The sequence below is a fragment of the Pseudomonas helvetica genome (assembly GCF_039908645.1).
GTDB classification, from domain to species: Bacteria; Pseudomonadota; Gammaproteobacteria; order Pseudomonadales; family Pseudomonadaceae; genus Aquipseudomonas; species Aquipseudomonas helvetica.
In genome coordinates this window covers 4,760,049-4,774,652 of the sequence record NZ_CP150917.1, presented here as the reverse complement: position 1 = coordinate 4,774,652, position 14,604 = coordinate 4,760,049, and the positions used below count along the sequence as shown (strand labels likewise).

Below are 14,604 nucleotides of genomic sequence, written 5' to 3'. Positions count from 1 at the left end.
TTAGAATGCCGATCACTCGCTCGCCGTTGCCTGCGTTGAAATCAGAGCTGAACTCAACGCAACAATCCTACGACGCAGCGCCGCTTTCAATTTCCACCCATTCGCATATTGGGCTGTCGCTCACTCTGCCGTTTTCGCCCTATACCGATGGAGTCCTAAGATGAAGAAACTCGTGCTTCTTGGCGCCCTGGCACTGTCCGTGCTGTCCCTGCCGACGTTCGCCGATGAAAAGCCTCTGAAAATTGGTATCGAGGCGGCATACCCTCCGTTCGCATCCAAAGCACCGGACGGCAGCATCGTCGGTTTCGACTACGACATCGGCAACGCCCTGTGCGAAGAGATGAAGGTCAAGTGCGTTTGGGTCGAGCAAGAGTTTGACGGTCTGATCCCGGCACTCAAAGTGCGCAAGATCGACGCGATCCTGTCGTCCATGTCGATCACTGACGACCGCAAGAAGTCCGTGGACTTCACCAACAAGTACTACAACACCCCGGCACGTCTGGTGATGAAGGCCGGAACGCAGGTCAGCGACAACCTGGCCGAGCTCAAGGGCAAGAAAATCGGCGTGCAACGCGGTTCGATCCACAACCGTTTCGCCGAAGAAGTCCTGAAACCGCTGGGTGCTGAAATCAAGCCGTACGGCTCGCAGAACGAAATTTACCTGGACGTGGCCGCCGGTCGCCTCGATGGCACCGTGGCCGACGCTACCCTGCTGGATGACGGCTTCCTGAAAACCGACTCGGGCAAGGGCTTCGCGTTTGTCGGCCCGGCCTTCACCGACGAGAAATACTTCGGCGACGGCATTGGTATTGCCGTGCGTAAAGGCGACAAGGCTGAGCTGGACAAGATCAACGCCGCCATCGTCGCCATTCGTGCGAATGGCAAGTACAAGCAAATCCAGGACAAGTACTTCAACTTCGATATTTACGGTAAGTAAATAGTCGCAGCTGTCAGTCCGAAATGGCGCAAGCAACAGGATCTCTGAGGTTTGCGCCATTTTTTCATCCCAACTTTCGAGGACCTGAATCATGTTGAAAGGCTACGGGGCTGTCATCCTCGATGGCGCATGGCTGACGCTTCAGCTCGCCTTGTCGTCCATGGCCTTGGCCATTGTTCTGGGTCTGATCGGGGTCGCATTGCGCCTGTCGCCGATACGCTGGCTGGCCAGGCTGGGCGATCTGTATTCCACGGTGATCCGCGGGATTCCCGATCTGGTGCTGATCCTGCTGATTTTCTACGGCGGTCAGGACTTGCTCAACCGTGTTGCGCCATTGCTCGGCTATGACGACTACATCGACCTGAACCCGTTGGTCGCCGGTATCGGCACCCTGGGTTTCATCTTCGGTGCGTACCTGTCGGAAACCTTCCGTGGGGCCTTCATGGCGATCCCCAAAGGCCAGGCAGAAGCCGGTGCGGCGTACGGCATGAGCAGTTTTCAGGTGTTTTTCCGGGTATTGGTGCCACAGATGATTCGTCTGGCGATTCCGGGCTTTACCAATAACTGGCTGGTGTTGACCAAGGCGACTGCGCTGATTTCGGTGGTCGGTCTGCAAGACATGATGTTCAAGGCCAAGCAGGCGGCAGATGCCACCCGTGAGCCTTTCACCTTCTTCCTCGCAGTGGCCGCGATGTACCTGGTGATTACCAGTGTCTCGTTGCTGGCATTGCGTCACCTTGAGAAGCGCTACTCGGTAGGCGTAAGGGCGGCTGATCTATGATCTTCGACTACAACGTCATTTGGGAGGCCTTGCCGCTGTACTTCGGCGGCCTGGTCACCACCCTCAAACTGCTCGCGCTGTCGCTGCTGTTCGGTTTGCTGGCCGCGTTGCCGCTGGGCTTGATGCGGGTTTCCAAGCAGCCGATCGTCAACATGTCGGCTTGGCTTTATACCTACGTGATCCGCGGCACGCCGATGCTGGTGCAGCTGTTCTTGATCTACTACGGTCTGGCGCAATTCGAAGCAGTACGTGAAAGCTTCCTCTGGCCGTGGCTGTCCAGCGCGACGTTCTGTGCGTGCCTGGCCTTCGCGATCAACACCAGCGCCTACACCGCTGAAATCATCGCCGGCAGCCTGCGCGCTACGCCGAACGGTGAGATCGAAGCGGCCAAGGCCATGGGCATGTCGCGCTTCAAGATGTACAAGCGCATCCTGCTGCCGTCGGCCCTGCGCCGGGCGCTGCCGCAGTACAGCAACGAAGTGATCATGATGCTGCAGACCACCAGTCTGGCGTCCATCGTGACCTTGATCGACATCACCGGTGCCGCGCGTACCGTGAACGCTCAGTACTACTTGCCGTTCGAAGCCTACATCACCGCAGGCGTGTTCTACCTGTGCATGACGTTCATTCTGGTGCGCCTGTTCAAGATGGCCGAGCACCGCTGGCTGGGCTACCTCGCCCCGCGCAAGCACTGAAACCACTGACTGACTGTTTTTGTGAGAACCGACAGCATGTACAAACTTGAAGTCCAAGACCTGCATAAACGCTATGGCAGTCACGAAGTGCTCAAGGGCGTGTCCCTGAAAGCGGCGGCCGGCGATGTGATCAGCATCATCGGTTCCAGTGGCTCCGGCAAAAGTACTTTCCTGCGTTGCATCAACCTGCTTGAGCAACCACACGCTGGCAAGATTCTGCTCAACAACGAAGAGCTGAAACTGGTGGCGAACAAGGACGGCGCGCTGAAAGCCGCCGACCCGAAACAACTGCAACGCATGCGTTCGCGGCTGTCGATGGTGTTCCAGCATTTCAATCTGTGGTCGCACATGACCGCGATGGAAAACATCATGGAAGCGCCGGTTCACGTCCTCGGCATGTCCAAGGCCGAAGCCCGTGAAAAGGCCGAGCTGTATCTGGCCAAGGTCGGCGTGTCCCATCGTAAGGATGCCTACCCTGGCCATATGTCCGGCGGTGAGCAGCAGCGTGTGGCGATTGCCCGTGCGTTGGCGATGGAACCTGAGGTGATGCTGTTCGACGAACCGACCTCGGCACTCGACCCGGAGCTGGTGGGCGACGTGCTGAAAGTGATGCAGGCGCTGGCCCAGGAAGGTCGGACCATGGTCGTGGTGACGCACGAAATGGGCTTTGCCCGTGAAGTGTCGAACCAGTTGGTGTTCCTGCACAAAGGCGTGGTTGAAGAAAGCGGTAACCCGCGTGAAGTGCTGGTCAATCCACAGTCCGAACGTCTGCAACAATTCCTCTCGGGTAGCCTGAAGTAATCGCTCCCGTTACGCACCAAATTAGGTCATGCTGCGCACCGCGCGCCAGATGGTCTAATTTGGTTGCAGCCGCCTTTGGCTTTAACACTGTTTTCGTTTCGGACTGCCCGCCATGACTGCCCATCGAATTGGTTTCCTGATTTGGCCCAGCACTAAAGCCTTGACGCTGGCGCTGGCCGAGGAGGCCTTGCGTGTTGCTCAGCGCGTGCATCCGGAGGTTGTTTACGAACTCTCGTTCCTGCAGGCCGAAACGCCTGCCGAAGGGGCCTGGCAATTACCGGGTGAGGCGTGGACCGGCAAGCTGGAAAACTTCCAGAAGCTGTTTCTGCTGGCTGATGAGCCGCCGACGACGTTGGCACCAGCGCTCAGCAGCGCGCTCAAGCAATTGGTGCGTGCCGGTTGTGTGATTGGCGGTCTGTCGGCCGGTGTTTATCCGTTGGCCCAGCTCGGTTTGCTCGATGGCTATCGTGCGGCGGTGCACTGGCGCTGGCAGGATGATTTCGCCGAGCGTTTTCCCAAGGTCATCGCTACCAGCCATCTGTTCGATTGGGATCGCGATCGCTTGACCGCGTGCGGCGGGATGTCGGTGCTCGATCTGTTGTTGGCGGTGCTGGCCCGTGACCACGGCGCTGAACTGGCCGGTGCGGTGTCCGAAGAGTTGGTGGTCGAGCGCATTCGTGAAGGTGGTGAGCGTCAGCGCATTCCGTTGCAGAATCGCCTTGGCTCCAGCCATCCGAAGCTCACGCAAGCCGTGTTGCTGATGGAAGCCAATATCGAAGAGCCGCTGACCACCGACGAAATCGCCCAGCATGTGTGCGTGTCCCGTCGGCAGTTGGAGCGGATTTTCAAGCAGTACCTCAACCGCGTGCCGAGCCAGTACTACCTGGAATTGCGCCTGAACAAGGCCCGGCAGATGTTGATGCAAACCAGCAAGTCGATCATCCAGATCGGCCTGTCGTGTGGCTTCTCTTCGGGACCGCATTTCTCCAGCGCCTACCGCAACTTCTTCGGCGCCACGCCGCGGGAAGATCGTAACCAGCGGCGCAGCAGCAGCCCGTTCGAATTGTCTTCGGTGCCGTCGGAGCGTGGGTGATCAGGCACGCCACGCCCTGAGCTGAAGGCTGCTTTACTCGTCGATCTCGGTGCCGTCAGTGGACGAAATCTCCATTTCACCTCGATCGATCACCTCTTGCACGCCGAAGTCGGTGCCCGTCCGTTCGAAGAAACCGATCAGCCGTAACAGGCTCTCCTCGGAAAACCGATTGCCTCTAAGCGTGATGTTTTCAGCGAGCTCCACCGGCAGTTCCAATACATCGCTGGGAACTTCGGTGATGGCGTTGTCACTGAGGTCGGCCCAGTCCAGCTCTGTCATTTGCAGCAGGCCGTGCGGAATTTCGGTGATGCCGGTTTCATTCAGCAGCACGGTCGCCAGCCCTGTCATCTGGCTGAGGTCAGGCGTTCGCCCCAGAGGATTGCGGGCCAGGTCGAGATAATCGAGCTGTTCCATGCCCGCCAGCGCGCTTACCGATTCCGCTGACAGACTGATGCGGCATTCCGGAAACGACAACGACCGCAGTTGCCCCATCTTGAACACTGCATCGGGAATGTTGCCCAGGTTGCAGTCGCGAAGCCTGAGACTTTTGAGCTTGGGAAAGGACTCCAGAAAACCTCCGATGCGGGTTATGCCATCGGCGCTCAGTATCTCCAGTGACGTCACATGGCTGAAGTCGGCGCTCAGGGTCGGCAGCTCTCCATTGATGAGGAGGGGGATGACGAGTTCAAACGTGGGCTCAAGCGCCTCATTAAAATCATCCAGATCGGTTTCATGTCGCCAGCACTGTTCCAGCAATTGCTTGAACTCGTCGCGACTCGAGTGCTCGATGAGTTGTTGCTGTGCATCGAAAGGTTCACCGGTCAGCGGGTGTCGGGCCGGCAGATCGGCCGTCCAGGCAGACAAGTCAGTGCTGAGCCGACTGAGCTCTGCTTCCAGGCTTGCCAGTTCAAGTCGACCGTCTTTCAGTGTGCCGGGCAACTCGTACACAAAGTCGCTCGCCTGCTCGACCTCCAGGTTCGGGTACAGCGCCCTGACTCGTTCGATATCCGCCTCAGGGGCAGAGACCCCCAGGTCAAAGAGGGAGTCGACGTAGTGGCGCTTGATCCGTTGTCGCGCATTCTCGGAGAGTGGGTTATGCGTAAGAAACACGCTGTGTTTTTGGTACGCCGGACTGTCGAATAATTCGCGAGGCAGTTCGCTGATGCTGTTGCCGGAAAGTCTGGCGGTGTCGAGCTTGGGGTGGTGCATGATGCCGGCGGGAATGTCGGTCAGGCCGGTATGGCTCAGGTCAAGGTGAACGAGTTCGGGCATCGATTCGACGCTGGGCACCGCACTGAACGGATTGTTGAACAGATCCAGCATGACCAGTTTGTTCAATAAAGACAGTTTCGACCAAGTGACAGCGTCGAGCTGGATGCCGCAATCACTGAGCACCAGCGCGTCGAGGTTGGGCATTCGGGTAATGGCGTCGGGGAGGGTGGTCAGGGAGAAACGGCGCAAATCGAGACGGTGCAGACCTTTGAAGTTCTGCAGAAAACCGTGGACGCCATGTGCCGCACGGCTGCCTTCCAGAGACAGCAGTGACACATGACTGAAATCGGCAGTCAGTGTCGGCAGATCACCGAGTAATGGTTCTGCGAACCTGAGCACATACCGGCCGGTGCCATCCGGGGCGTCAAAGTCCCGATCGGATTGTCGGCGCCAGCTACGCTGGATTTCCTGGGCCAGTAAGCGGCGATTGTGGTGCGCGACCTGTTGCTCCAGATCGCTGAGCGCAACCCTGGTTTCGGGGTGGACGGTGGGCGTATCGGTTACCCAGGTTCCCAGGTCCCGATGCAGTTGTTCGAGCTCGTTGGCCAGGCGTGAGAGCTCTACGCGAGCGCCGTCGGGATGACGCTGTAGTGCCAGGACCATGGGCTCGAGTTCTTCCGCTGAAAGGCTGGGGTAAACCTCGCGAACCCTGTCGTTGAGGGTCGGCGTCGTGCGGTTGTTGCGACTGTAACCCTGCGTGCCACCCGGCAGGCGCATGGTTGTCGGGTCGTAGAACGGTTTTCGATGAGGGTGTTTTGCGAGCAGTGTGCGTAACGTCGGTTGGTCCGCAGCGTGTTCGGCGATGCGCTGCTTGAGGGCCTCACGGTCTTCGAGGGTGAAGCCCAATGCCGTGCGATCTGCATCCGGCAACGCCAGAAGGATGGCGTGATAAAAGTCGCCGGATGGTTTTTTGTTCTCGTGCACCTGGTAGGTGAAGTCATCAGCAAGCACCAGCGTTCTCAGGATCGGCGCGTCGGCCTGGCCAATGCTGTCGCGCAAGGTGCCGTCGTGCGAATAATCCCTCACCTCGATGCGCAGGCGCTCGGGCCAGCCGGGCAATGATTCGAGACTATGCAAAGCCAGTCGGTGGGTATCTGCCGACTCCATGTCTTCAAGATAAAACCCTTCATAGGCTCTGGCGACACGCACGGCCTCCATGGCTTTTAGCGCCACGTCCTTGAGTCGCTGCGGCACTCGACCGTTGTGCAGGCTCATCAACTCGCTGCCTGTTGCATTGCTCAGCAGTTCTTGCGCGATGTCGGTCGGTAAGTTCTGAACTGTACCGAGCAGTAGCTGAACCTGCTGATCATCGGTTTTTTCAAGTTCGCGGTAGCGAGATTCGAACAGCGATTTGCGCTGGTTCAGGGCCTGATAATGCTCGGGTTGGTCGCTGCTGGTCTGCTCGATCAAGGCCCGGATGTCCCGATCGATCTTGAAGCGCTTGATGGTGTCGGTCAGCAGCGACGGCGGGCGATAATTTTCGACATGCGTTTCGCGCAATACGTTGTCGTGAAAGCCGCTGATCCGCAGGATCTGTTCGCGCTCGGCGCTGCTGAACGACTCGACGCTATGGCCGAGGCGACGCATGACGGTTTCCCGGTCCCAGCCCAGCGGTTGTTCGAGTCCGGTTTGCCAGGCGCCGTGGTTGTTATGCCGCAGGGGCGGCTGATAAGCGTCGGCCCGACTCGGATGCTGAAGTGCAAACTGCCCGGTCTCGCTATTCAAGCGCACGGCATAGAGCTTGTCTTCAAGGGGCAGAAGGGTCTGGCCCTGATGTTGATACAGGCCGAGGTGATCGGGTTTGACCTCGGTCGGCAAGTTTACGGAGTGCTCGTAAGGTGTCAGGTCTGGCTTCCAGTAACGTGTTTTGCCGTCGGCAGCCTTGGCGGGGATGAGTCGGTCGAACAGCGCCAGTGTGTCGCGGGGCAGCAGGGGTTTGATCTCTCCAACGGCAATGACACCACCCACCGCGAATGTCCCCAGTTGAACGAGCGATTCGACGACGCCCATCAGGTGCCCGAACGCCTCCTTTTGCAGGCCTTCGGCCCAGTCGACGATGCCTTCAAAAGCCTCGTCGAGCAGTTGGTAGGCCATGTAGGCCAGCGCCAGTTCACCGAGGAATGGAACAAAGGGCAGGGCAACGAACGCGGCCACTTCAAGGATCGTTGAGGCGACTTTGCTGAAGGCGTCCCACAGCGCCCATCGTGCGTCTTGGTCGGCGCTGGCGGTGGAGACGGCGATAGTTTGCGCATCATTGAGGATCTTGTTCAGTTGTCGTTGATAGAGGTGGGACCACAGGTCGGTTCTGATCGTGCTCAGTGAAAATCGCAAGTCGGGTTTGTCGATCGGCGTCTCTCGCCAGCTGGGCAGCGGGTCGCCGTGTCGATGCTGGTGCCAGGTCACGGCGCTGAGGCGGCGGTTAAGGTCGGCGAAAAAATGCCCCCTCTCCTGATGGTCGACGAACTGGCTGAAAAAGCGCTGGTAGGCGGGTGAGCGCAGCTTGCGGGTCAGCTCCGTCATGAACGCCAGCGTGTCGGGATACTGCTTGACGGGATGCTCGGGGTCTTCCGGGATATAGGCCACGATTCGCGTTGCCTGGCGAGAGTGCTCAAGGTTGGGAGCGAAAATGACAATGCCGGTCAACGCCGAAGACATCATCGTCAGGTCATGGCAGTGCAACGGCTCGCCGTCCAGCTTCATGCCCGGGCGTCCCTCCAGGAAGCCGAGAATCGCGTCGCAGGTAGCGTTTTCAATATTCTGTCGAAGCAGTCCCTGGTGCAGTGCCGACTTGAGTGCGGCGTGCTGCGCGTTCCTGACGCTTGGCTTTAAAACGGCGTCGACCAGTGGATTGGTCACGCCCAGGTTGTCGTTTAGGTAGGCGCTGTACTGGCCGCCGATATCCAGTTCTCGGCACAGCCGGGTAAACCCGGCGATGGAGATGTGCTGCTTGATCGCTGGCAGCGTGTCGAACTGTCCCGTGGCGGAGGGTTCGGTGATGAAGGCCGAGGCCGGTTCATAGGCGTCCACCTCAGTCTCCGATGCCTGGAAATTGTGCAGGGCAGCGTCGAGCAATGACACTGTCCAGGTGCGCGCGGCACCGGATTTGACCGGGAGCCAGGGGATGGTCTGGGGGATGTACAGGCGCAGGAAGGTGCTCTTGACGTCCAGCTCCAGGCCGAAGCGGGTTTTCAACGCTTCGCTCAGCAGCGGCTCGGCGAAGGCGCGAGCGTTTTGCAGTTTGCTCAGCATCTGCTCCAGCGGGTTTCGATGGGACCAGTGTTCGGTGTTGAGTGCGTTCAGTGTCTGCAGTTGCAGGCGGGTCGCATTGCGATACCGGTGAGGCGTTTCGAGCCTGGCGTTTTTCAGCGCGTTGCGTGTCTCGGGCGACGCTTGTAAGACCCAGGTCGGGAGGAGTGTGGAAAGGTGTTGGTAGTGGCTGTCCGGATGAGCGGCAAGCTCGTCGTCGTGTTGAGTCATGGGCCGATTCCTTGGCGTTTGAAGTAGACGCAAGGAAAACAAACGGCGATGTGCTCCGTGCAGTACATAATTACCGTCCGGCTGGACAAGCCTGCCTATAACGTACTCCGGCAGTTTAAACTGCGCCTTTGCGACGCTATTTGTCGCATTGCCGTAAACCCGGGTCAAACCTGTGTTTGCGCTATAAGAAGTTGTCGCTTGGCGGCAAGGCCGGGCTGAAAACTGTCCTTACAATCCCCCTCATCGCTCGCCAGTTTCAGGCGGGTGTTTCTCATCAGGAGACTCCGATGTCCGTTGAGCACGCTGCGGTACAACGCGCCGATTTTGACCAGGTAATGGTTCCCAACTACGCGCCAGCCGCTTTCATTCCGGTACGTGGCGCCGGTTCCCGCGTTTGGGACCAGTCTGGCCGCGAGCTGATCGACTTCGCCGGCGGGATTGCGGTTAACGTATTGGGTCACGCCCACCCGGCACTGGTCGGTGCCTTGACCGAGCAAGCGAACAAGCTGTGGCACGTGTCCAACGTGTTCACCAATGAGCCGGCCTTGCGCCTGGCCCATAAGCTGATCGACGCGACCTTTGCCGAGCGCGTGTTCTTCTGCAACTCTGGCGCCGAAGCCAACGAGGCCGCCTTCAAGCTGGCCCGTCGTGTTGCCCACGATCGTTTCGGTTCAGAGAAATACGAAATCATCGCCGCGCTCAACAGCTTCCACGGTCGCACCCTGTTCACCGTGAACGTCGGTGGCCAGTCGAAGTACTCCGACGGTTTCGGTCCGAAAATCACCGGCATCACTCACGTCAAGTTCAACGATCTGGACGCGCTCAAAGCGGCCATTTCCGACAAGACCTGCGCGGTAGTGCTGGAGCCGATCCAGGGCGAAGGCGGCGTATTGCCGGCTGACCTTGCGTACCTGCAAGGCGCCCGCGAGCTGTGCACCCAACACAACGCACTGCTGATTTTCGACGAAGTACAAACCGGTATGGGCCGCAGCGGCGAGCTGTTCGCCTACCAGCATTACGGCGTGACGCCGGACATCCTGACCAGCGCCAAGAGCCTGGGCGGCGGTTTCCCGATCGCGGCGATGCTGACCACCGAAGACCTGGCCAAACACCTGGTCGTCGGCACTCACGGCACCACTTACGGCGGCAACCCGCTGGCGTGCGCCGTCGCTGAAGCGGTGATCGACGTGGTCAACACACCTGAAGTGCTGAATGGCGTCAAAGCCAAGCACGACCTGTTCAAGACTCGCCTGGAGCAGATCGGCGCCAAGTACGGCCTGTTCACTCAAGTGCGTGGCCTGGGCCTGTTGCTCGGTTGCGTCTTGAGCGAGGCCTGGAAAGGCAAGGCCAAGGACGTGTTCAACGCGGCTGAACGTGAAGGCTTGATGATTCTGCAAGCCGGCCCGGACGTGATTCGCTTCGCGCCAAGCCTGGTGGTTGAAGACGCGGACATCGAAGAGGGCCTGGAGCGCTTCGAACGCGCCGTGGCCAAATTGACTCAAGCCTGATAGTCCCTTCGACGCCTGATCATTCAGGCGTCGAACCAAATTCTTATGCCGGGCCGGTTCTTATGTGGGAGCGAGCCTGTGTGGCGAGGGGGCTTGCCCCCGTTGGGGTGCGAAGCTCCCCTAAAACCAGTCACCACACTCTTGAATCAGAAAGTGGAGACCGGTTTACGATTGCTTCGCAATCGAACGGGGGCAAGCCCCCTCGCCACACAAGTTTGCTCCCACACTTGAGTCGGAGTGACTCAAGGCCGGCCCGGTTTATTTTCCTCAAAGAGTTTTTCGAGAAAGGAGTGACACCATGCTGGTGATGCGCCCCGCGCAAATGGCTGATCTGGGCGAGGTACAGCGTCTGGCTGCGGACAGCCCGATTGGTGTCACCTCCTTGCCGGATGATGTCGAACGCTTGAGCGACAAGATCGCCGCAAGCGAAGCGTCGTTCGCTGCCGAGGTCAGCTTCAACGGTGAAGAAAGCTATTTCTTCGTCCTCGAAGACACCGCCACCGGCAAACTGGTGGGCTGCTCGGCCATCGTCGCGTCGGCCGGCTATTCGGAGCCGTTCTACAGCTTCCGTAATGAAACCTTCGTGCACGCCTCTCGCGAGCTGAAGATTCATAACAAGATTCATGTGCTCTCCCAGTGCCACGACCTGACCGGCAACAGCCTGCTGACCAGTTTCTACGTGCTGCCGGAGCTGGTCGGTTCGCCTTGGGCGGAACTCAACTCTCGCGGTCGCCTGCTGTTCGTCGCCAGCCATCCGGAGCGTTTCGCGGACTCAGTGGTCACCGAGATCGTCGGCTACAGCGACGAAAATGGCGATTCGCCGTTCTGGGATGCCATCGGTCGCAACTTCTTCGACCTCAACTACGCTGAAGCCGAGCGTCTGTGCGGGCTCAAGAGCCGGACCTTTCTCGCTGAACTGATGCCGCATTACCCGATCTACGTGCCGCTGCTGCCGGACGCCGCCCAAGAGGCGATGGGCCAGGTGCACCCACGGGCGCAGATCACCTTCGACATCCTGATGCGCGAAGGCTTCGAGACTGATCACTACATCGACATTTTCGACGGCGGCCCGACCCTGCACGCACGTGTCTCGGGGATCCGTTCGATCGCCCAGAGCCGTGTGGTGCCGGTGAAAATCGGTGAGCCGGTCAAAGGTGCCGGTCGTCAGTACCTGGTGGCCAATGCTCAGTTGCAGGATTACCGCGCGGTATTGCTCGAGCTGGATTATGCGCCGGGCAAACCGGTAACCCTGGATCTTGAAGCCGCCGAGGCCTTGGGTGTCGGTGAAGGTGCCAGCGTGCGCCTGGTGGCAGTTTAAGGGCCGATTTCAGGCTTAAGAGCAGAGAGTTTTACGGGTGGCCTGAGCGACCCGTTTGAGGAGATAGCATGATCGTTCGTCCCGTACGCAGCAGCGATTTACCCGCGCTGATCGACCTGGCCCGCAGCACCGGCACCGGCCTGACCACCTTGCCGGCCAACGAAGAGCGTCTGGCTCATCGGGTTGGCTGGGCCGAAAAGACCTTTCGCGGCGAAGCGGGGCGCGGCGACGCGGACTACCTGTTCGTGCTCGAAGACGATAACGGTCGCGTGGTGGGAATTTCCGCGATTGCCGGCGCTGTCGGCCTGCGTGAGCCTTGGTACAACTTTCGGGTCGGTCTGACCGTCAGCGCGTCGCAAGAGCTGAACATCTACCGGGAAATCCCGACGCTGTTCCTGGCCAACGACCTGACCGGTAATTCCGAGTTGTGCTCGTTGTTCCTGCACGCCGATTACCGTTCCGGCCTCAATGGCCGCATGCTGGCCAAGGCGCGGATGCTGTTCATCGCCGAATTCCCGCAGCTGTTCGGCAACAAGATCATCGCCGAAATGCGCGGTGTGTCCGATGAGGCCGGCCGCTCGCCGTTCTGGGAAAGCCTGGGTCGGCACTTCTTCAAAATGGAATTCAGCCAGGCCGATTACCTGACGGGCGTGGGCAACAAGGCGTTCATCGCCGAGCTGATGCCGAAATTCCCGTTGTACACCTGCTTCCTCTCTGAAGACGCGCGCAATGTGATCGGCAAGGTTCACCCTGACACCGAGCCGGCGCTGGCGATGCTCAAGAGCGAAGGCTTCAGCTACCAGGGTTACGTCGACATCTTCGACGCAGGTCCCGCCGTTGAATGCGAAACCGGCAAGATCCGCGCGGTCCGCGACAGCCAGGCGCTGGTACTGGCCATCGGCACTCCGGGTGATGACGCGACACCATTTTTGATTCACAACCGTAAACGCGAAGACTGCCGGATCACTGCCGCTCCCGCACGCTTTGCCGCCGGTACCCTGGTGGTCGACCCGTTGACCGCCAAACGTCTTCAACTCAATGCCGGCGATCAAGTACGTGCCGTGCCGTTGTCTGCTGCTCGGGAGTCGAAATAATGAATTCGCTATACATCGCCGGTGAATGGCTGGCGGGCCAGGGTGACATGTTCGAATCGCTGAACCCGGTCACCCAGCAAGTGCTGTGGTCGGGGCAGGGCGCCAGCGCTGCTCAGGTCGAAAGCGCCGTGCAAGCCGCACGGCAGGCCTTCCCGGCCTGGGCCAAACGTTCCCTGGAAGATCGCATCGGTGTGCTGGAAGCCTTTGCCGCCAGCCTGAAAAAACACGCTGACGAACTGGCTCACTGCATCGGTGAAGAAACCGGTAAGCCGCTGTGGGAAGCCGCGACTGAAGTGACCAGCATGGTCAACAAGATTGCTATTTCGGTGCAGAGCTACCGCGAGCGTACCGGCGAGAAGAGCGGTCCGCTGGGCGACGCCACTGCCGTGCTGCGCCACAAGCCTCACGGCGTGGTGGCGGTGTTTGGTCCTTACAACTTCCCTGGGCATTTGCCGAACGGTCACATTGTTCCGGCGCTGCTGGCCGGTAACAGTGTGCTGTTCAAGCCAAGCGAGCTGACCCCGAAAGTCGCCGAGCTGACGGTCAAGTGCTGGATCGAAGCCGGCCTGCCTGCTGGCGTGCTGAACCTGCTGCAAGGCGCGCGTGAAACCGGGATCGCCCTGGCGGCCAATCCGGGTATCGACGGTCTGTTCTTTACCGGCTCCAGCCGTACCGGCAACCACCTGCATGCGCAGTTCTCCGGTCGTCCGGACAAGATCCTCGCGCTGGAGATGGGCGGCAACAACCCGCTGGTGGTCGATCAGGTCGCAGACCTCGACGCTGCGGTGTACACCATTATTCAGTCGGCGTTCATTTCTGCCGGTCAGCGTTGCACCTGCGCCCGTCGCTTGCTGGTACCGCAAGGCGCCTGGGGCGACACGCTGCTGGCGCGTCTGGTGGCGGTCAGCGCGACCATTGACGTCGGCGCATTTGATCAGCAACCGGCACCGTTCATGGGCTCGGTGGTTTCGCTGGCCGCTGCCAAGGCACTGATGGATGCGCAAGAACACTTGCTCGCCAACGGCGCCGTGCCGCTGCTGAAAATGACCCAGCCACAGGCCAACGCCGCGTTGCTGACCCCGGGCATTCTTGACGTGAGCGCGGTTGCCAATCGTCCTGACGAAGAGCTGTTCGGCCCGTTGCTGCAAGTGATCCGTTACGCTGATTTCGAGGCGGCGATCGCGGAAGCCAACAACACCCAATACGGTCTGGCGGCAGGTTTGCTGTCGGATTCCGAAGCGCGTTATCAGCAGTTCTGGCTGGAAAGCCGCGCCGGTATCGTCAACTGGAACAAACAGCTGACCGGCGCCGCGAGCAGCGCACCGTTCGGCGGTGTGGGTGCCTCGGGCAACCATCGCGCCAGTGCCTATTACGCCGCGGATTACTGCGCGTACCCGGTGGCCTCGCTGGAAACCCCAAGCCTGACCTTGCCGGCCGCCCTGACCCCAGGCGTGCGGATGTCGTAAGACGCTTTTTGTAGCAGCTGCCGCAGGCTGCGTTCGGCCGCGAAGCGGTCGCAATTCAGGCGATCGGGGTTCTGATCCAGGAACACGGTGTGCCGTTTTACGACCGCTTCGCGGCCGAACGTAGCCTTCGGCAACTGCTACGGGAATGTGGCCTGACTTTTA

10 protein-coding genes are annotated in these 14,604 nt (G+C 59.8%); 9 read left to right on the top strand and 1 reads right to left on the bottom strand.

From position 1 onward, the window contains the following. Positions 1-160: 160 nt before the first annotated feature. From AABM55_RS22235 to argR, 5 genes are all read left to right on the top strand, one after another. Positions 161-937 carry an ABC transporter substrate-binding protein gene (locus AABM55_RS22235; RefSeq protein ID WP_054593623.1) on the top strand — a complete coding sequence of 259 codons (777 nt, stop codon included), beginning with the start codon at positions 161-163 and terminating at the stop codon, positions 935-937. A 91-nt stretch (positions 938-1,028) separates the two neighbouring features. Then, positions 1,029-1,718 carry an ABC transporter permease gene (locus AABM55_RS22230; protein ID WP_019693168.1) on the top strand — a complete coding sequence of 230 codons (690 nt, stop codon included), beginning with the start codon at positions 1,029-1,031 and terminating at the stop codon, positions 1,716-1,718. Then, on the top strand, positions 1,715-2,413 hold the full coding sequence (locus AABM55_RS22225; protein WP_019693167.1) for an ABC transporter permease: 699 nt from the start codon (positions 1,715-1,717) through the stop codon (positions 2,411-2,413). Before AABM55_RS22230 ends, AABM55_RS22225 begins: the two co-directional genes overlap by 4 nt. A gap of 36 nt (positions 2,414-2,449) precedes the next feature. After that, complete coding sequence (locus AABM55_RS22220) at positions 2,450-3,214, top strand: ABC transporter ATP-binding protein (protein ID WP_019693166.1); 765 nt, start codon at positions 2,450-2,452, stop codon at positions 3,212-3,214. 112 nt (positions 3,215-3,326) lie between these two features. Further along, a complete protein-coding gene (gene argR / locus AABM55_RS22215; RefSeq protein ID WP_054593622.1) occupies positions 3,327-4,307 on the top strand; it encodes a transcriptional regulator ArgR in 981 nt (326 codons plus the stop codon). Between the two features lie 33 nt (positions 4,308-4,340). Here argR and AABM55_RS22210 read toward each other — a convergent pair whose 3' ends face one another. Beyond that, positions 4,341-9,056 carry a DUF6543 domain-containing protein gene (locus AABM55_RS22210; RefSeq protein ID WP_347927770.1) on the bottom strand — a complete coding sequence of 1,572 codons (4,716 nt, stop codon included), beginning with the start codon at positions 9,054-9,056 and terminating at the stop codon, positions 4,341-4,343. 287 nt (positions 9,057-9,343) lie between these two features. On the opposite strand from AABM55_RS22210, the gene AABM55_RS22205 reads away from it, so the two are divergent. The 4 genes from AABM55_RS22205 (at position 9,344) to astD (ending at position 14,442) form a co-directional block, all read left to right on the top strand. Beyond that, the gene (locus AABM55_RS22205) at positions 9,344-10,564 is read left to right on the top strand and encodes an aspartate aminotransferase family protein (protein ID WP_347927769.1); all 1,221 of its coding nucleotides are present in this window, start codon (positions 9,344-9,346) and stop codon (positions 10,562-10,564) included. Between the two features lie 298 nt (positions 10,565-10,862). After that, positions 10,863-11,882: an arginine/ornithine succinyltransferase subunit alpha gene (gene aruF / locus AABM55_RS22200; protein ID WP_347927768.1), complete on the top strand. Its 1,020-nt coding sequence runs from the start codon at positions 10,863-10,865 to the stop codon at positions 11,880-11,882. 68 nt (positions 11,883-11,950) lie between these two features. Next, entirely contained in the window at positions 11,951-12,976 is a 1,026-nt protein-coding gene (gene astA, locus AABM55_RS22195) for an arginine N-succinyltransferase (RefSeq protein ID WP_054593619.1), read from the top strand. After that, positions 12,973-14,442 carry a succinylglutamate-semialdehyde dehydrogenase gene (astD, locus tag AABM55_RS22190; RefSeq protein WP_347930079.1) on the top strand — a complete coding sequence of 490 codons (1,470 nt, stop codon included), beginning with the start codon at positions 12,973-12,975 and terminating at the stop codon, positions 14,440-14,442. The genes astA and astD overlap by 4 nt, the downstream gene beginning before the upstream one ends. Positions 14,443-14,604 lie beyond the last annotated feature (162 nt).

What these genes read in the sequence shown, in the direction of transcription:
- AABM55_RS22210 (WP_347927770.1), bottom strand. Translation starts at nt 9,056, where the DNA reads ATGACTCAACACGACGACGAGCTTGCCGCTCATCCGGACAGCCACTAC.
- AABM55_RS22235 (WP_054593623.1), top strand. Translation starts at nt 161, where the DNA reads ATGAAGAAACTCGTGCTTCTTGGCGCCCTGGCACTGTCCGTGCTGTCC.
- AABM55_RS22230 (WP_019693168.1), top strand. Translation starts at nt 1,029, where the DNA reads ATGTTGAAAGGCTACGGGGCTGTCATCCTCGATGGCGCATGGCTGACG.
- astA (WP_054593619.1), top strand. Translation starts at nt 11,951, where the DNA reads ATGATCGTTCGTCCCGTACGCAGCAGCGATTTACCCGCGCTGATCGAC.
- AABM55_RS22225 (WP_019693167.1), top strand. Translation starts at nt 1,715, where the DNA reads ATGATCTTCGACTACAACGTCATTTGGGAGGCCTTGCCGCTGTACTTC.
- AABM55_RS22205 (WP_347927769.1), top strand. Translation starts at nt 9,344, where the DNA reads ATGTCCGTTGAGCACGCTGCGGTACAACGCGCCGATTTTGACCAGGTA.
- aruF (WP_347927768.1), top strand. Translation starts at nt 10,863, where the DNA reads ATGCTGGTGATGCGCCCCGCGCAAATGGCTGATCTGGGCGAGGTACAG.
- argR (WP_054593622.1), top strand. Translation starts at nt 3,327, where the DNA reads ATGACTGCCCATCGAATTGGTTTCCTGATTTGGCCCAGCACTAAAGCC.
- AABM55_RS22220 (WP_019693166.1), top strand. Translation starts at nt 2,450, where the DNA reads ATGTACAAACTTGAAGTCCAAGACCTGCATAAACGCTATGGCAGTCAC.